This is a genomic window from Caldanaerobius fijiensis DSM 17918 (assembly GCF_900129075.1).
Taxonomy (GTDB): Bacteria; Bacillota; Thermoanaerobacteria; order Thermoanaerobacterales; family Caldanaerobiaceae; genus Caldanaerobius; species Caldanaerobius fijiensis.
Genome location: NZ_FQVH01000001.1, coordinates 58,604 through 76,309, shown reverse-complemented (window position 1 = coordinate 76,309; position 17,706 = coordinate 58,604). Strand labels below are relative to the sequence as shown.

General features: G+C 35.4%; 15 protein-coding genes and 1 CRISPR repeat array. All 15 genes read left to right on the top strand.

The genetic code is table 11. The features are described from left to right. Positions 1-10: 10 nt before the first annotated feature. The 15 genes from csm2 to cas1b all read left to right on the top strand — a co-directional run bounded on the left by csm2 (position 11) and on the right by cas1b (position 17,379). The gene (gene csm2, locus BUB87_RS00375) at positions 11-427 is read left to right on the top strand and encodes a type III-A CRISPR-associated protein Csm2 (RefSeq protein ID WP_073341109.1); all 417 of its coding nucleotides are present in this window, start codon (positions 11-13) and stop codon (positions 425-427) included. Positions 428-448: 21 nt separating this feature from the next. Next, a complete protein-coding gene (gene csm3 / locus BUB87_RS00370; RefSeq protein ID WP_073341108.1) occupies positions 449-1,252 on the top strand; it encodes a type III-A CRISPR-associated RAMP protein Csm3 in 804 nt (267 codons plus the stop codon). Positions 1,253-1,262: 10 nt separating this feature from the next. After that, a complete protein-coding gene (csm4, locus tag BUB87_RS00365; protein WP_073341107.1) occupies positions 1,263-2,207 on the top strand; it encodes a type III-A CRISPR-associated RAMP protein Csm4 in 945 nt (314 codons plus the stop codon). A gap of 4 nt (positions 2,208-2,211) precedes the next feature. Continuing rightward, positions 2,212-3,360 (top strand): type III-A CRISPR-associated RAMP protein Csm5, encoded by a 1,149-nt coding sequence (csm5, locus tag BUB87_RS00360; protein ID WP_073341106.1) that lies wholly within the window; start codon positions 2,212-2,214, stop codon positions 3,358-3,360. Between the two features lies 1 nt (position 3,361). After that, positions 3,362-4,060, top strand: a complete 699-nt coding sequence (gene cas6, locus BUB87_RS00355; RefSeq protein ID WP_073341105.1) for a CRISPR-associated endoribonuclease Cas6 — start codon at positions 3,362-3,364, stop codon at positions 4,058-4,060. Positions 4,061-4,073: 13 nt separating this feature from the next. Continuing rightward, positions 4,074-5,798, top strand: coding sequence for a CRISPR-associated protein Csx20 (gene csx20, locus BUB87_RS00350; protein ID WP_073341104.1), 1,725 nt, complete (start codon positions 4,074-4,076; stop codon positions 5,796-5,798). A gap of 169 nt (positions 5,799-5,967) precedes the next feature. Then, a CRISPR array of direct repeats spans positions 5,968-7,588; the repeat unit is 30 nt; unit sequence GTTTCAATCGGACCATTATGGAATTGAAAT. Positions 7,589-7,873: 285 nt separating this feature from the next. Then, complete coding sequence (gene csx2 / locus BUB87_RS00345) at positions 7,874-9,103, top strand: TIGR02221 family CRISPR-associated protein (RefSeq protein ID WP_073341103.1); 1,230 nt, start codon at positions 7,874-7,876, stop codon at positions 9,101-9,103. 49 nt (positions 9,104-9,152) lie between these two features. Beyond that, positions 9,153-9,947, top strand: coding sequence for a CRISPR-associated endoribonuclease Cas6 (gene cas6 / locus BUB87_RS00340; protein WP_073341102.1), 795 nt, complete (start codon positions 9,153-9,155; stop codon positions 9,945-9,947). Continuing rightward, positions 9,925-10,188: a CRISPR-associated endonuclease Cas2 gene (gene cas2 / locus BUB87_RS00335; RefSeq protein ID WP_073341101.1), complete on the top strand. Its 264-nt coding sequence runs from the start codon at positions 9,925-9,927 to the stop codon at positions 10,186-10,188. The genes cas6 (BUB87_RS00340) and cas2 overlap by 23 nt, the downstream gene beginning before the upstream one ends. 74 nt (positions 10,189-10,262) lie before the next feature. Beyond that, positions 10,263-11,828: a hypothetical protein gene (locus tag BUB87_RS00330; protein WP_073341100.1), complete on the top strand. Its 1,566-nt coding sequence runs from the start codon at positions 10,263-10,265 to the stop codon at positions 11,826-11,828. Between the two features lie 13 nt (positions 11,829-11,841). After that, positions 11,842-12,777 (top strand): type I-B CRISPR-associated protein Cas7/Cst2/DevR, encoded by a 936-nt coding sequence (gene cas7i / locus BUB87_RS00325; RefSeq protein WP_200792726.1) that lies wholly within the window; start codon positions 11,842-11,844, stop codon positions 12,775-12,777. Between the two features lie 4 nt (positions 12,778-12,781). Continuing rightward, the gene (cas5, locus tag BUB87_RS00320; RefSeq protein ID WP_026487334.1) at positions 12,782-13,432 is read left to right on the top strand and encodes a CRISPR-associated protein Cas5; all 651 of its coding nucleotides are present in this window, start codon (positions 12,782-12,784) and stop codon (positions 13,430-13,432) included. A 10-nt stretch (positions 13,433-13,442) separates the two neighbouring features. Next, complete coding sequence (gene cas3 / locus BUB87_RS00315; RefSeq protein WP_073341099.1) at positions 13,443-15,890, top strand: CRISPR-associated helicase Cas3'; 2,448 nt, start codon at positions 13,443-13,445, stop codon at positions 15,888-15,890. Continuing rightward, entirely contained in the window at positions 15,874-16,383 is a 510-nt protein-coding gene (cas4, locus tag BUB87_RS00310) for a CRISPR-associated protein Cas4 (protein ID WP_073341098.1), read from the top strand. The genes cas3 and cas4 overlap by 17 nt, the downstream gene beginning before the upstream one ends. A 9-nt stretch (positions 16,384-16,392) precedes the next feature. Further along, on the top strand, positions 16,393-17,379 hold the full coding sequence (gene cas1b, locus BUB87_RS00305; RefSeq protein ID WP_073341097.1) for a type I-B CRISPR-associated endonuclease Cas1b: 987 nt from the start codon (positions 16,393-16,395) through the stop codon (positions 17,377-17,379). Positions 17,380-17,706 lie beyond the last annotated feature (327 nt).

Below are 17,706 nucleotides of genomic sequence, written 5' to 3'. Positions count from 1 at the left end.
AGGGGTAGAAATGCCAAATGATGGTATGGGTATAAAAAACAATACAAATAAAAATTTAAATGATATTATGAAAAAAATTAATGATGCCATTGACGCTGAAAAAGATCCTAAAGGTGATGCTTTTTTGTTCTGTGCTCAAGAAACCGGCAGATTGCTTGCTGAGAAAAAGGTGAGTATATCGCAAATTAGAAAGGTCTATAGTGAAGCAAGGAGAATTAAGTACAATGAGGATGGGATTTATAGACTGAAGATTTTAGAGGCTTTGCTTGCATATATGGCAGGGAGATTTAAAGAACTTAAGGAATTTAAAGATATTTTAACAAAAGCGATTGGTGTAGCAGAAAAAAACGAAAAAAATTTTAAGAGATTTATTGAGTTTTTCCAGGCTGTTATTGCTTATCACAGAGCAAATGGCGGAAAGGAATAGTTTGGTGGAGGTGTATTGATAATGGAGAATTTAAAGTTTCAAGGTAAATACATAATAACTACTGATATAGTGGCTAAGACAGGATTACATATAGGTTCTTCTGAGAGCAGCCTTGAAATCGGTGGTGTGGATAATTCGGTTATAAAGGATGCTCAGGGAAGGCCTTATATCCCGGGCAGCAGTTTAAAAGGTAAAATGAGGGCATTGATGGAGTATGCTGAAGGCCTTATAAACCCAGATAATTTAGTTTTTACGGTTGAGAAAAAAGACAACAAAGAAGAAAGTATAAGAATTCACATGTGCGAAAAAGCGGATTGTCCTGTTTGCAATATTTTTGGTAGAAACCACGGAAAACATAATTTTGTCAATGGTAGTTCAAAAAATTTCGATAATGTAATAACTCCTACAAGGTTAATTGTAAGGGATGCTTATTTGATTGAGGAAAGTATTACAGAGGAAATGAAGGAGAATCTTGACTTAGATTGGACAGAGGTAAAGTTTGAGAACAATTTGGATAGGATAACGTCCAACGCAAATCCCAGGCAGACAGAAAGGGTCCCGGCCGGAGCGCGATTTGAGGGACAGTTTATTTTAAATGTGTTAAATGACGAAGGAACAAAGTATTTAAGAAAATTGCTTGAGGCCATGATGTTATTAGAAGATGACTACCTGGGTGGACAGGGAAGTAGGGGATACGGGAGAATCGCTTTTGAAAATTTAAAAATTGTTTTTAGAAGCAAGGAATTTTATGAAGGTACAAAAGACGAAGATATAGTAATCCAAAATTGTGGTTGTATAAGAGAGGTACTAAATAAGTTAAAGTGAGGATGAAAAAATGAGATCATACAGAGTAAAATTGAAATTTAAAGGACCTGTCCACTTTGGGTACAAGGAGAAAATGGATAATGTGACTGAATATATAATTCATTCAGATACACTATTTAGTGGTATCTTAAACTGTTATTTGCTCTTATACGGCAAAAGAAAGGCAGATGAAATTGTAAATAGATTTTTAAGTGGAGATTTGCCATTTAAGTTATCATCAGCTTTTTTATATATAGGTGAAGAATATTTAATTCCTAAACCGATTAATTTGGATTTATCTGATACAGTAGGAGATTTTAAAAAAGCCAAAAAAATTAGGTACGTGCCGTTAGATTATACCTATAAACAAGCCAAAAGTGAGGTTTACATAAAAGGACCTATAATGACAAACAAGAAGTATGATAGGATTTTTAGCATTGATGAAAGGCCCAGGGTGACATTAGATAGAATTGAGCGCAGTAGTAAGATTTATTATTTAAGTAGTTGTACGTTTGGTGAAAATGTAGGATTATGGTTTTATCTAGACGTTTATGACACAGGTATAGAAAAAGAAATACAGGCAGCAATCAGATTGCTGGGAGACGAAGGATTAGGGGGCGAAAGAACATATGGATTCGGTTTATTTTGTGTAGATTTCTGCGAAGAAAAAGCTAATTTTGATTTAGAGTCTGATCAATATCTTCTTCTGTCTTTGTTTTTGCCGTCTGAAAGTGATGATTTAAGTAGTGGTTTAATAAGCTACGAGCTCGCTGAAAGAGGAGGTTATGTATACTCTCCTTTTAGTTCAAACCTGAAGAAGAAAAAGGTAAGGATGTTTTTGGAAGGCAGTGTATTTAAGAAAAAATATAATGGTAAAATTGTTGATGTAACACCGGATAATTTTAATACGCATAAAGTTTTAAGATATGGTATTCCATATTGGAAGCCTATTTTACTTTCTGGTCAGAGGGGTTGATGGAATGAGGTACGAATTGGAAGTGATATCGCCGTTAAATATAGGAAACGGCACAAGGATTAAAGATTTCGAGTACTTTTTTAGGAACGGCAGGGTTGAGTATATAGATATTTACAAGCTTATAAAGGATATTAGCAAAAGCAGTATAAAGGTTGATTATCTCATAAGTAGTTTTGATCGAGTGGGTTTTAGGTGGGATGAGGTAAAAGAGAGGATAGGGCTTAAAAGTTGGGATAAATATATTTCTGTAGTTTTGGAGGCTAGTGGAATTACGAATGTAAGAGGAGAAATTGTCCCAGTAATTAGAAGTGCTGGTAGGCCTTATATTCCTGGGTCTTCGATAAAAGGGGCTTTAAGGTGTTCAATTACAAGAGGTATCTGGAGAGATGTGGGTATGTATTATAGAGAACAAGTAGATTATGCTATTAGAGAGAAAAATAATAATCTTAAGTATAGGTTAGATCCTCAAAAATTAGATGATATAGCTGAAGAAAAGGTGTTTGGGAAACCACATAATTCACCGTTCAGATATCTAAAGATTTCTGACAGTGATATTTTGTCTAATGATAGTCTTAATATATATGAAGTTAAAATAATGAATATATGTAATGATAAAATTAAATGGTTTAGTCTAAATAAAAACCATGATAGAAGCCAAGAAGCATTATCGATTTATATAGAGGCTTTTAAGAGGGGAACTAAGACATATGGCAGTATAAATTCGGGTTTAGATAAAAAAATATACGATAGTTTTATCATAACAGAGGGCAAGATTGTAAATTATGAGATAATAAAGATGCTTAAAACACTGATAGGAGAGGATATAAAAAGATATATAGAAGAAGAGATTGCTTTCTTTATGAAATATGGTCCATCTGAAATTGTAGATTTTTATAAAGATATTAAGATACGGAATGATAAGCTAAAAGAGAATGAAATCATGATTCAAGTGGGTTTTGCCACAGGATATTTAAGCAAGACTATTGGTAATTATCTTAATAAGGGTGTAAAAGACATTGAAAAATTGAGATTGGTTATGCCACGTACTAAGGTGTATACTACGCTATTTCCAAAGACAAGGAGAATCATTTTTAGAAATGGGAAGCCAGATTGCGTGCCAGGATGGATTAAACTGACATTTGAAGGATGGTAAGATGAGCGTTGTTAAGTTAAGATTGGAATTTGATTTAAATGATAATTTCTTTTTTGATAAGGAATATAAACAAGTTTTATCCGAGTACTATTATAATATTATAGGAAATGGATTTTTTGTTTTTTCAGATATAATACCTAAAAAAAAGAAAAATTCTAACGATGGTTTTTGGGCAATAGAAAAAGCTGCATTTGATTTTTCAACGGTATCTACTGAAAAACTATTAAATGTGGCAATGAATGCCATGAAAACCCCTATACAGTTTAAATATGGTTCGTTGAAGATAAAGAAGGTACGTTTTTTGAAAGTGAAGCTAGAAAATAAAGCTTATACTTTGTCTCCAATTATAGTTTTTAAAAATGGTAATCCATTACTGTATGAAGAGAGTCCTGAATATTTCAGCGAAGTTTTAAGGGAGATTTTAATTTTCAAGTATAAAGATTTATTTGGTGGTTATCCTCATGATGACCGATTTGTTTTTTATTTTAAGAGCAAACCTCTTAAGGAAGAAATAAATGGGTTTCCAGTTTATAAAGGTTGTTTTGAGATGATAGGTTCGGAAGATCTTATTGGCCTATCATATAATACAGGACTTGGCAGTTTTAATGAATTAGGTTTCGGAATGATATCAAGTGATTTGTATTTTTGGAAAAAATCAACTGACATAGAATTGAGAAATAATAACGGAAATAGTAGTTGAGGAGGTTTTTATTATGATAAAGTTTTTTTCTTTTTTAGGAACTAACAGATATATCCCATGTAATTACTATCTGGGAGATGTCAGAGTAGAAAATGATAGTTATGTTCAAGCAGCTTTGTTGAAAATACTTCACGTTAACGGTGTTGTACCTTCTAAAATAGTCGTATTTACAACGAAAAAAGCCACTGAACAAAACTGGATGCAAAATGCGTATGATAAAACTCTTCCAGGACTTTACGAGGCGTTGTGTAATCTCGATTTTATACCAAGTGTGATTATTAATAATTTGATAATTCCTGATGGCAATAATGAAAAAGAGCTATGGGAGTTATTTGATATAATAATGGGAGAAATAGATGAAAGAGATGAAATAATATTTGATATAACTCATTCGTTTAGGTTTCTTCCTATGCTAGCTTTTATAGTTTTAAATTATGGACGAGTTGTTAAGAAAGCTCAGATTAAAGCCGTTTATTATGGGGCCTTTGAAACATTAGGTTCAACTAGAGATGTTGAGATGATGCCTATAGAAAAAAGGAACGCACCGATTTTGGATTTGACTCCTTTTATAGATGTTTTTGATTGGACTTTAGGAGTAGACAGATATTTGAATACAGGTGATGTATCGATTATACATCATTTAACTCAAACTAGTGTAAAAGAAATAAATAGCGAAATTTCTGCTATGGATGTTAAAGATAAAAAAGTAATGTTTAGAAATGTAAGTCAATTAAAAATACTGGCTGAAAATATGAAGAAGTTTAGTGATGTTGTATTTACGTGTAGAGGGAAAGAATTAGATAAAACAGCTTTAGAGTTGAAGAAAACTATAGATACCGTGCTTGAAAGTGCCGTTTATACATATCTTAAGCCTTTGTCTCCTGTACTAAACATGTTAAATAATAAATTTGGCAAATTTGGAGAAAATAACTATGATAATTTATTAAATATTTGTGAGTGGTGTTTGGATAATAGAATGTATCAACAAGGTTTAACCTTATTAGAAGAAGGAATTATAAGTTATCTTTGCAATAAAAACGAGTTAAATCAAAATGAACAATCTCATAGAGATATTATAAGTGCATGTAGTGTGGTGTTTCACGGAAAAAAGTTAAAGCAAGAGTATGAAAAGGATAGACGTATTATAGATTCTATAATCCAGAATTCCAAGAACCATGCTTTGTTAAAATTGCTTTATTCAATTGCTTCTGTCAGAAATGATATTAATCATGCAGGGTGGAGAAATAATCCAGGGAGTCCGAGTATTTTTGAGAAACAGCTAAGAGATTTTATAGACAAGGCTCGCTCTATTCAACATGATAATAGTGAATCCGTTTATATTAAGCCTAGACGTATGTTTCTTATAATCTCACATTCCATTACTCCAGAACAGGAGAAAGAAGCAAGGACGCAATTAGGGATTGATGAGTTTGTAATGCTAGAACCAAATCTTTTGGATAAATGGTCAAATATACCGCCTGATGTTCATTTACTGGATGATCATCTAGAAGACGTGTTTAAGTGGATTGATAAAAATGCGTGTGATGGAGATTATGCTCTGGTTCAGGGCGATTATGGAGCTACGTTTATGGTCGTAGATTACTGTATGGCCAGGGGGATAATACCTGTGTATGCTACTACCCAGAGAAAGGTTAAAGAGGAGGTATCAGAAGATAGCATTATTACTACCAGAGAGTTTAAGCATGTTATGTTCAGAGAATATAAAAGACGTGACTAGTTAATTTGAATGAGGGTGTTTACATAGTTACGTAAATATGGTAAAATATAATTTAATGGATATTGAGTCTGTCAACTCTTGAGGTTTTTTGCATCATGTGAGGTTGACGAAAAGTTTATACCATGAGAGGGTATTGAAAACCCTCATTTTATGCATATTTTTTACTGGGGTTTCAATCGGACCATTATGGAATTGAAATAGGGTTTTTTGAAACATGCAGGAAATATTCTCAAGGTTTCAATCGGACCATTATGGAATTGAAATGGTACTCCAGTGGCAACCTTTACTCTTGCGGTGGAGTTTCAATCGGACCATTATGGAATTGAAATTGTTTTAGCTGTCCGAAAGCTGCTGCCGATGTTTCAGGTTTCAATCGGACCATTATGGAATTGAAATACAGGGAGATTCTAGCATGACTGCATATGAGTACATGTTTCAATCGGACCATTATGGAATTGAAATTTCTTTGATAAAAACATAATCATCAAGTTTGCTTCTCAGTTTCAATCGGACCATTATGGAATTGAAATACAGGAAGATCCAATGTGGCCGCTACCATCGCGGCAGTTTCAATCGGACCATTATGGAATTGAAATAATAAATACTAAAACAATAAAAGGAGGTGTAGAGCTGTTTCAATCGGACCATTATGGAATTGAAATTGTATATTAGCAATATCAAAAAAATCTACCTTACTAGTTTCAATCGGACCATTATGGAATTGAAATTCTATTTCAACAACATTATCTTCGTACACATAACTAGTTTCAATCGGACCATTATGGAATTGAAATTCAAATATTCCTCCCTACTGCGCTATGATCAAAAATGTTTCAATCGGACCATTATGGAATTGAAATAAAGAGAGTAATAGAGCCAGGAGCACAATGGGAAATGTTTCAATCGGACCATTATGGAATTGAAATGCGTTCTGCGTGAGACCAAAGTGCCAAGCGTTCTCGTGTTTCAATCGGACCATTATGGAATTGAAATTGGCAATATCAATCCCTGGATCGGTTGGAACTGTGCCGTTTCAATCGGACCATTATGGAATTGAAATAATGACTGAAGGTTTGCATAAAGGTTGTCGAGAAAGAGTTTCAATCGGACCATTATGGAATTGAAATAGTTACTTGAGGAAACGGCAGCTTGAGGAACTAGAGGGTTTCAATCGGACCATTATGGAATTGAAATTGTATTAGATCAAGCGGGCATAGACTGGGACTTTGTGTTTCAATCGGACCATTATGGAATTGAAATCAATCCTAGCCCAGTAACCATCATCCGCTAACTCACTGTTTCAATCGGACCATTATGGAATTGAAATGGGCTAAAGGTTATAACAATATAACAACCGAGCCATGTTTCAATCGGACCATTATGGAATTGAAATCAATATGGGCATTTGTATTTGTCATTCATCACTTTTCGTTTCAATCGGACCATTATGGAATTGAAATCAATATGGGCATTTGTATTTGTCATTCATCACTTTTCGTTTCAATCGGACCATTATGGAATTGAAATATGGCTCGTGTTGGAATCAATATCTTTCCTTTGCCTTGTTTCAATCGGACCATTATGGAATTGAAATGACTGAGAAAACACTTTTTCGAGTGTTTATCCCAGTGTTTCAATCGGACCATTATGGAATTGAAATTAAAAGTTTCACCCCCTTTCAAGATTCTTCTACAAGTTTCAATCGGACCATTATGGAATTGAAATTTGCTGGCAACCTGTATTATTATCCTCAGGTCTCCGTTTCAATCGGACCATTATGGAATTGAAATCAGGTTACAATGAGCGGCATGATTGTGCCGCTCATTTTAGATTAACGACAAGCACCACTTTTTGTGAAAAGTGGTGCTTGTTTTGCGTTTGGATATAATCTGATAAATATTGAATAAAGATCATGCGAAGGTGAGGAATTCTTGCCTTTTTTCCATAGCCATGAAGTTTCAATTAGACTAACACTAACTAATATTATTTCAGTTCAATCATTGTGGAATTGAAGGAATTTTATGCTCAATGTAGAATATAAACTTTAGGATATATCAGTCAATGGAGGATTTATTATGAAAAACATAATGATCTCTTTAATTGGGCGTGGGAGAAAACCAGATGGTGGTAAAGGATATATAAAAACGAGATACAGTTTTGATAATGGTGAATATATAAGCGATGAAACAGCTTTTTTTGGTTCAGCATTATATAGATACTTGGTAGGTAGAGGTTATAATATTGACAAGTGGATTGTATTCGGTACAAACACCTCAACTTGGTCTGAAATTATTGAAGCAATAAATAGCGTTCAACAGGAAAAATTAGAAGAGATGTATTACAAAGTTTTAGCCGAGGAGGAAAATGGAATAACTGACACAACGTTGAAACAATGGGAACGCGATATAAGCAAATTTTTACATGTAAATCTTGTCGCTGTAGATCCTTTAGATTATAAGGCCTATATCAACGAGCTGTTAAATATTATAACTATCGGAGATGAATACAAAATCTTTTTTGACATGACTCATGCTTTTAGACATATGTCTACTGTTTTATCTTTCTCACTGATGTACTTAAAATACCTTCGAGATATTAAAAGCATTGAAGTGTACTATGGGGCTCTGGATATGACAAAAGACGTCGTTAAACCTGTTTTAAAAATTGACTTCATAAATGAACTATTCTCCTTGTCTACATCCTTTGACCTGTATAAAAATTCAGGGTATTTCCCTGAAATATTAAGAGATCTTGGAATTTCAAACAGAGAAAATACATATTTCAAGCTGGAATTAAATAGAAATCCAAGAAATGAGCTGAAAGAAATAACAAAAGAATTAGAGAAAATAGAAGGAAGCGATAACTACAAAAGGGAAACAGCGTTTTGTATAAAAAATCAACTTAGTAGGTTATATGAGTTAAAGTATTTAGACGAAAGGATGGTAGAGAGGGCGAGATTTTTCTTTGACAAAAAGCAGTATTTAAAAGCACTGGTATTGCTTTATGAAGCTCTAATTATTCTGGCCGGAAGGATATATCAGATTCCCGATAAACAAAATTATGAGAAAAGGGAAGAGATCAGAAGAAGGATAAAAGAAGAAATAAGAGGTATTAGAGATAGAAAATTTATTAAAACAGAGAGAGTGGGAGAGGTCTTTAACCTTTTAGAGTATACAAGAAATGCAGCGGTACATGGCTCTGATCCACAAGGTACTCAGGAATATTTAGAGCAGCGTTCGTATTTCGAAAGTTTGTTTAATGAGGCGCTGGACATTTATCACGAGATAGACAACAGTATTAGTTAAATTTAATTTATTTTGGCTATAGCAACAAGTATGAACTGGAGGTATTTTCATGCGCGTAAAGATATGTTTTAGACCGGAAAATGAAATGGAGATTATTGATATTAACTACAACTATTATATAACAGCAATGATATATAATTTATTGTCAAAGTCGAATAAGGCATTTACAGACAAATTGCACGATGAGGGTTATAGATTGGGCTCTAGGCACTTTAAGTTGTTTACTTTTTCCCAGCTCAAAGTAAAGAAATACATCGTGGAGGAATCGAAAATAAAAATCATGGATGATGCTTTGCTATATATAGGATCTCCAAGGCTTGATTTTTTGTATTATTTGTCTGATACCCTTCTTAAAGCAGAAAGAGTTAAAATTGGCGGTGGCTTTTTTATTGTCGATCATGTGGATCTGCTAAAAGATGTAAGGTTTTCAAGAGAGGAGAGATTTTACTGCCTCTCTCCAATAACGACCTCGACTATGGAAGTCATAGGCAATGTAAAAAAGGAGAGAAATGTGGATATAAGGGACAGCAAATTTGTTGACAATTTAAAGAACAACCTTATAAGAAAGTACTATCTGTTGCACAATCGGCTTCCTGAAGATATGAATATAGACATACAGTTTGACAAAGAGTATTTAAACAATACAAGAGGAAAATTGATATGGTTTAAAAACGTGGCCGTAAAGGCTTATTCTGCGCCTTTTACTATAAAGGCGGATCCTGAGATTATAAAAGTGGCTTATGAATGTGGACTGGGAGATAAAAATAGCGCTGGTTTTGGCATGATTGAAATAGACAGAAAAAATAGAGTGGGATTGGAGAATGTATGTGATAGCGGTATATGATGTAGAGGAAAAAAGGGTTGCAAAGATGTTAAAACTTTTCAGACAGTATCTAAACTGGATTCAAAATTCGGTTTTTGAGGGAGAGCTGACAGAAGCGCAGCTTCTGAAATTAGAAAATTCTATAAAAAAGATAATAGATTCCGAAACTGACTCGGTGATAATATTTAAATTCAGGGATCAAAAATGGGCTGATAAAAAAATTATAGGTAAAGAAAAAAATTCTACGTCAAATTTTATATAGTGACATAATATGACCATCTTGTGTGTTATTATTGAAATGTAGCGAAGAACCAAAGTCAGCAGGAGGTGATGGGCGTGTTGATTACTATTGACAGTAGAGATGATGTTTGGCTTAATAACGGTCTTACCAATTTATGCCGAATACTTAAGGAGATAGAGGATCCCAGGATTTTTGAATGTAGCGTATTCCCCGATAGGGTGGAATTGAATATAAAAAATGATGAAGACTTTATAAGGGCTTTAGGACGAAAGATTATTGCCGATAGCGATACATATATTTTTGTCAGAAAGCAAAATGATGATGGCAGCATTGATTGGACGAAGAAGGATTACGTGTGTATTCAGTATGGTAGCAAAGTCAATGGCAGAAATGTTCTGAAAGAGAAGGCGTACACATTAGAAGGTATCCAAGAGTTATTGAAAGCTGTATTGGTTCAATATGGTGCTACGTCCGGCAAAAAGCTTAAAAAAGATGTGTGTATCTTGTGCGGGCAGGAGTATCTTTACCAGAAGCGTTGGGACAAATTGAAACAGGCTGTATACCCCTTTATTACTCGTAACAAATCTATGGCAGGGGTGCGCAGCAACATTGAAGCGGAAAACGCTCCTAAAACGAGACCGGAATATTACGATAATGTATGTCCTATGTGTTATTTGATAGGTGTTCTAGAATGGTGTGACCCTACGCATATTTTTCTCTATAAGGGGGATCGGTCGTTTTTATTTATACCTGAATTATCGAGGCTTGATAGCTTGTTTGAGTTTAAAGAAAAGTATAGGCATAGCCTTGATCCCGATAGGTTTACATCCAGTGTTAGAATAATTATTAAGAGTGGCGAAGAGGAGAAAGAAGGTTATACCCAGGGCGGTAGCAGTTTGATGTTGGCTTTTCTAGAAAAGGCTTTATCCCAGGAGTATAAGGCAGAGAGGATAAGCAGGTTTAAGACTCGGGTGGAGTATTTTAGAAACTGGCTTATGCTGCAGATACCTTCGGGTAATATGAGAGATATAAAGCCCAGGGAAATCGGCATCGACCAGGAGGTTATAGATGTCATCGCAGAATGCATTGAGAAGAGCATAAAGATTTACACTTCTTTTATAAATAATTTATCTGTTGTAGAGTCCGCAAGCCAGGCACCGAAATATGATATGGCTGAAGATTTGAAAGAAAGATGCTCGGAGGCTTTTCTCAGCAATGATTACGATGCCTTTGCAAAGGCATTGGCGCCCAGAGGTAAGCACATGGTGCGTTTTTATAAAGATGCTTATGACAATTTAAATGATTTTGTATATATCTGGAGGTGGAAGAGGATGAAATTGAGTGAAGATGATTTGAAAGTGGTACAGCAGGTGGCGAGGATAATAGCAAGGGTTGCTGAGGACCACTCAAACCTGTTGTTTAAGCTGGATAAGGTTCGAAATCTGACGGATCTTTTGGATCTTCTTAGAGAAGTGGGCAGGAGGTATACATTCCTTGAGGATAGAGAATATTTGAATGCCGCTTCCCTGGCCAAGATTGCGGAACTGTTGGTGAGCAGGGATTGGTCGATTCAGGAATTTAACGATTTTAAGAATACATTAGCTGTATTTAGTTACGCTTATACAGGACAGAATCAATACTTTGCAAAAGCAAATAAATAGGGAGGAGTTAGAGATGGATATGAAGTGCATTGAAATGACATGGTTAAGTAAGACATCCCTTACAAATCTTAACTCAGGAGAAGGGGAAAGCAATCTCATTGATGTGAAGAAGTACAAGTGGAAGGGCGAGGAATACCCTTATGTCAGCGGGCAGGCCATGAGGTTTTACATGAAGGAGGCTATAAGGCGCCTTACGGATTTCAGTAGTTCGTGTATACCCAATGATAAAGGTGAAAGTTGCGGCGATGTAAGTTCATGCGAACTGTGTGACCTTTTTGGATACATGAGTACCATTGAGAAAAAAGAGTCTAAAAAGGGCGGCGCAAAGATCAGGGTATCGCCGGTGAAAGTGGCTCCTGCTATGGGGTTGCTTCCTTTTGATGAGAACAGCACTATTGACTTTCTGACAAGGAAGAAGAGATCTTCTACAGATAGCGGCGATCTCAAAGGAGATATAGTCAATGTGGAGATGGGACTAAACATATATAGGAGTGGTATATCCATAGATGTTTATAAGATAGGGAGAGAAGAGGTAATAAATGAGGATAATGGCCGCAGGACAATAGAGTTAAAAGACTTGGTACCCGCTGATGAAAGGTTAAAGCGAATTATACATGTATTGGATGCGGTGAAAAATATGAGTGACTATTCTAAACAAGCTCGACTATTGACGGATTTCACTCCGGACTTTATATTGTGTTCCCTTCAGCCCAACTATAATCATAGGCTTCAGAAGGCAATCGAAATAGATGAAAGGCAAAATTTAAATACAGATAGGCTAAAAGAGATATTGATTCAGTTGAAAGAGGATGGATCTTATATAGTCGCTGGAGCCATATCGGGTATTGTGAATAATTTAGATGAGGTGAAAGAGGTATTAAGTGAGCTGGGTATTGAGTTGAAATTACCAGGTGAGGCAATAAATGCATTAAAAGAAAAGATAAGGTGATAGCATGAATGGCCTGATGTTTAAAATGTCAGCTCCTTACTTTGCGGCATTCAGAAAGCCTACCTCCAATAGCTCTTTGAGCACGTTTCCTGTACCGCCGTTTACTACTATAAGGGGCATGATATCCAATGCGATGGGTTTGAGAAGGGATGATTTTACTTTGCAGGATATAATGGAGATAGGCGTCGCACCTGTTTATATAGAAAGGCCTGTAAAGGAAAAAGCGCTTATGTTGAAAACGGTTAATAACCCCAAAGATAACATAAAAGCTTTCTGGACTTCGCCGTTCTGGAGAGATTTCATGGTCATGCCTGAATACAAAATATACATAAAAGCAGAGGACGCTTTAATAGATGAAATATATGAAGCACTTATAAACCCTGCAAGGCCGCTTTATATAGGCCAATCGGACGATATGGTCGTGATTGAAGATCTAGAGAAAACCGATGTAGTCAAAGGCCAATCTGACACTGTAAATTCCATTATAGAGGGCCTTTGTGACGGCTGTGAACTGGTAAAGTTGCTCTATAAATTTCGGGACAAAGATACGTTGATTTACACGCCTACAATATCTGTGCCTTATGAATTACCGTATAAGCTAAATAAAGTTATAGAGGGTTATTACTTTAAAAATGATTTTGTTCAGCTGTTTTGAGGTGAAGGGTATGGATATAGCCAAAAGGCATGAATATAATGATAGGGTGTTTTTCCAGACGCTAAAAGGCCACACAGTAGATGGACTGGTGATATTAAAGAGATATTTTGATTCCAATGAAATGACAGTACGGGAATTTTGCCGAAAGTGGGATGTGGACTATAATAGATTTGTCCAGAATACCTTTGAAATAGTGTTGTTTCACGATACGGGGAAATTGATAAAAGAGTTTCAGGAGAATATAAGGATGGGGAAATCGTCAAAAGATTATCCCCATCCCCTTATATCCGTGTATATAGTTATGATGTTACAGGAAGCTGGGATGGATATACTTAGGCCTCTTGACGACAAGTATTGTCCTTTTCCAGACGAAGAGTTTATGGCATTGTGCCAGATTTTATCTCATCATACCCAGCTTTACCAGGGAATTTACGAAAATGTCTCTAATGTACCCCATCTCCTTTATGACGAAATAAACAGGTTTTTAGATGATATTCCTGAAATTATTAGATTGAGTGGATTTGAAGGGATAACCATAAAACCTGTTCATGTAAGGAGTGAACCTATTCCAAAAGATTTTATAGATGAATTTCGGCACATAAAGAACCAGTGGGTTGATTTTTGCAGGAATATGAAAGCTAAGGATAAAGTAAGATTAAAAGCCGTATATAGCTACATGTATTCGCTCTTGCAGCTATGCGATGATTACTCCAGCGCCTATTTTTCAGAATATGTTGAGGAACATAATCCTGATTGGGACATAACTGGTCCCATATTAAGCTATGATGCTGCCGGTAAGTATGTCATTCCATATCCGGAAATCGATAAAAACGCTATAACTGGTGGACGAGATCCAAGGGATTTTCAGAAACGGTTGGGTGATGTTGGTCCTTATGTGATGCTGCTGGCGCCATGTGGAAGGGGAAAGACTGAAGGGGCATTATATTGGGCTGAAAACATGAGAAAACAGCGGTTTATCAATAGGCTTATTTTTGCCATGCCTACCCAGATAACCAGCAACGCCATGGCAGAGAGGTTGAAGATGATTTATGGTGAGGAAAAGGTGGGTGTATACCACGGCAAGAGCCTTTTGTATTATCAGGAGCAATTAAAAGGAGTAAGTGATGAAGATGATATAAAGCTTATAGAGCTGGCTGAAGAACGGAACTTTATGTCAAAAGTCTTTTTAAAACCCATCATGGTTACGACTATTGATCATTTAGTTTTTTCCTTTATACATGGTTTTAGCCAGGCTGATTTTACTCTGGGTAATGTACAAACAGCGTGTATAGTTTTTGATGAAGTTCATTATTATGAGAAGGATACTTTGAGGCATCTCGTCAGCTTGTTTTCGTTGTTACGGGAAATGAAAATACCCCATCTCCTTATGAGTGGTACCTTTCCGGAGTTTCTCCAAAAAAATTTGGAAGAGAATGCCGCGTTAGAAGGAAAAAGCTATGAGATCGTGATAGATGGTGAGGGTCTCAAATATCAGCCTTTTATTGTGAAAAAACACGATGATTGTATAGTGAACAAATTAGAAAACGACTTTGCTATAAATGACAATATAATAGAAGAGATCAGGAGCAATTACCACAAAGGTATAAGGCAGTACATAATCTTAAATACTGTGAGAAAGGCTCAGGAGGTATATAAGAGGTTAAAGGACGTAATAGAGCCATCAGATAATCTAGTATTATATCATTCGCGATTTACAGGCCATGATAGGTCAAAAAAGAATAAAGCCTTGTTACAAGACAGGGATAAAAGGCCGTATGTCCTTGTAAGCACCCAGGCAATCGAAATAAGCCTTGATATATCTTGCGATGTTATGTTTACCGAGCTGGCACCTGCTGATGCCATAGGCCAGAGGGGCGGTAGGTTGAACAGAGGTGCAAAGCATTACTTAAAAGATAATCTGCAGTGTATTTTACATCTATACAATACTGATACGATGAGACCTTATGTCAATTCAAAAAAGGATGAAGATGTGAAGGTGGTGTTAGAAAGGACGTACGCTGGTTTTACAGATAAACCGTATACTTATGCTGATATTAAAGCTATATGCGATATGGCTTACAGAGATTTTAAGCTGGATTATACAGATTTTCTAGCATTCTTTTACGATGGGACTTTGTTCGGCTATAGTTATAAAGAGATTACCCGGGAAGGGGCGGGAGAGGAAGGAAATGTATTTAAGCTTCGAAGCGATGATTATATAATGATCGACGCATATCCATTAGATGTGGTAGGAGATAATGTGGAGAATTGCAGAGATTATGAAAACATTGTTAAAGTGCCGTACTGGTGGTATGTGTCAGCAAAAGATAATTTGTTCAAAAATCTGGAGGATAAATACCATAAATATTTGATATGCAAATTGCCATATTCATTTGAAATAGGGTTTGATGAGTCTAAGCTGAAGGAAGTGATACCTGATTATGGGGCTTTTCTCTAATGAGGTGAAAATTACCGGTATTGAGGTGAACTATTATTTTTACTGCAAAAGGCAGCTATGGTTTTATACCCATGGCCTGGATATGGAGCAAAATTCTGTGGATGTAGAAATCGGCAAAGAAATTCACGATGAGAGCTTTGAAAGAGAACACAAGGAGGTTTTGATAGATGATACTATAAAGCTGGACTTTGTAGGTGAAAATGCAGAAATTCATGAGGTAAAAAAAGGAAAGAGGTTGGATAAGGGTGATAGGTATCAGATACTATTTTATATTTACTACCTTGAGAAAAAGGGAATAGAAAATGTCCGGGCGGTGGTTCACTTTCCGCTGTATAAGAGGAAAGAGGAATTATATTTGACCGATGAAGATAGGAAGGTATTAGAGGAGGCTCTTGCGGAAATAAAAAAGATAAGGCAAGCCAATAAGCCAGATCCTCCTTTGAACAAGTCTGCCTGCAAAAAGTGTAGTTATTATGAACTTTGCCTGAGTTGAGGTGTGCTTATGAAAAGGAATTATTATATAATGAGTAACGGTCGTATATCACGAAAAGATAATACTATATACTTTGAGGGAAGTGAAGGCAAAAAAGCTATACCTATAAACGATGTGGAGTCCATTTATATTTTCGGCGAAGTAGATTTTAATAACAGGGCTATAAACTTCCTGGCACAAAATAACGTGACAGTTCATCTTTTCAATTATTATGGCTTTTATACCGGCAGCTTTTATCCAAGGGAATATTTGCTCTCGGGTTTTTTGGTGGTTAAACAGGTAGAGAAATACCTCAATAATTTCACACGGCTTCAAATAGCCAGGGAATTTGTAGATGCGGCCAGCTACAATATACTTAAAAATCTTAAATATTATAATCGCAAGATAGATCTAGAGGATTACATAGAAAGAATAGAGGTGGAAAGAGAAAATATATCTAAAGTAAATAGCATAAGCGAATTAATGGGAACTGAAGGCAGAATAAGAGATATATACTATGAAACATTTAATTTAATAACTAATGGTAGATTTGAATTTGATAAAAGAGTTAAACAACCGCCGGATAACGCTATGAATGCATTAATATCTTTCGGCAATTCTCTTATGTACACAACAGTTTTAAGTGAAATTTATAATACGCAGTTAAATCCAACTGTAAGTTATCTCCACGAACCAGGTGAGAGGAGATTTTCTTTGAGTTTAGATATAAGTGAAGTTTTTAAGCCGATAATCGTGGATAGGGTTATATTTAAGTTAATAAATGAAGGCATGATAAAAGAGGAACACTTTGATAAAGACCTCAATATGTGTTATTTAAGTGATAAAGGTAGAGCTATTTTTTTAAAAGAATATGATGAAAAGTTAAATACTATAATCCACCATAAAGACTTAGATAGAAATGTAAGTTATAGAAGGTTGATAAGGCTGGAATGTTATAAGTTGATAAAACATATTACAGACGTAAAAAAATATGAAGGGCTAAAAATTTGGTGGTAAAATATTGACATAAATAACTATTCATGATAAACTAAAAGATAATGATCGTTAAAGATGTCAACATCCAAGCTTTTTTACATCACCTGAGGTTGACGATGATTTTATACCATATGAGGGTATCAAAAACCCTCATATATTAAGTATTTTTTACTGGGGTTTCAATCGGACCATTATGGAATTGAGATAACTGCTTGATGAAAAATGTATGCCTGTGAGGGCAAGTTTCAATCGGACCATTATGGAATTGAGATTTTGATATTTCGCTGGAAAGAATACATGGCGATATTGGTTTCAATCGGACCATTATGGAATTGAGATGCTATAAAG

Coding starts and splice junctions, on each gene's coding strand:
- csm2 (WP_073341109.1), top strand. CDS start 11: ATGCCAAATGATGGTATGGGTATAAAAAACAATACAAATAAAAATTTA.
- csm3 (WP_073341108.1), top strand. CDS start 449: ATGGAGAATTTAAAGTTTCAAGGTAAATACATAATAACTACTGATATA.
- csm4 (WP_073341107.1), top strand. CDS start 1,263: ATGAGATCATACAGAGTAAAATTGAAATTTAAAGGACCTGTCCACTTT.
- csm5 (WP_073341106.1), top strand. CDS start 2,212: ATGAGGTACGAATTGGAAGTGATATCGCCGTTAAATATAGGAAACGGC.
- cas6 (WP_073341105.1), top strand. CDS start 3,362: ATGAGCGTTGTTAAGTTAAGATTGGAATTTGATTTAAATGATAATTTC.
- csx20 (WP_073341104.1), top strand. CDS start 4,074: ATGATAAAGTTTTTTTCTTTTTTAGGAACTAACAGATATATCCCATGT.
- csx2 (WP_073341103.1), top strand. CDS start 7,874: ATGAAAAACATAATGATCTCTTTAATTGGGCGTGGGAGAAAACCAGAT.
- cas6 (WP_073341102.1), top strand. CDS start 9,153: ATGCGCGTAAAGATATGTTTTAGACCGGAAAATGAAATGGAGATTATT.
- cas2 (WP_073341101.1), top strand. CDS start 9,925: ATGTATGTGATAGCGGTATATGATGTAGAGGAAAAAAGGGTTGCAAAG.
- cas7i (WP_200792726.1), top strand. CDS start 11,842: ATGGATATGAAGTGCATTGAAATGACATGGTTAAGTAAGACATCCCTT.
- cas5 (WP_026487334.1), top strand. CDS start 12,782: ATGAATGGCCTGATGTTTAAAATGTCAGCTCCTTACTTTGCGGCATTC.
- cas3 (WP_073341099.1), top strand. CDS start 13,443: ATGGATATAGCCAAAAGGCATGAATATAATGATAGGGTGTTTTTCCAG.
- cas4 (WP_073341098.1), top strand. CDS start 15,874: ATGGGGCTTTTCTCTAATGAGGTGAAAATTACCGGTATTGAGGTGAAC.
- cas1b (WP_073341097.1), top strand. CDS start 16,393: ATGAAAAGGAATTATTATATAATGAGTAACGGTCGTATATCACGAAAA.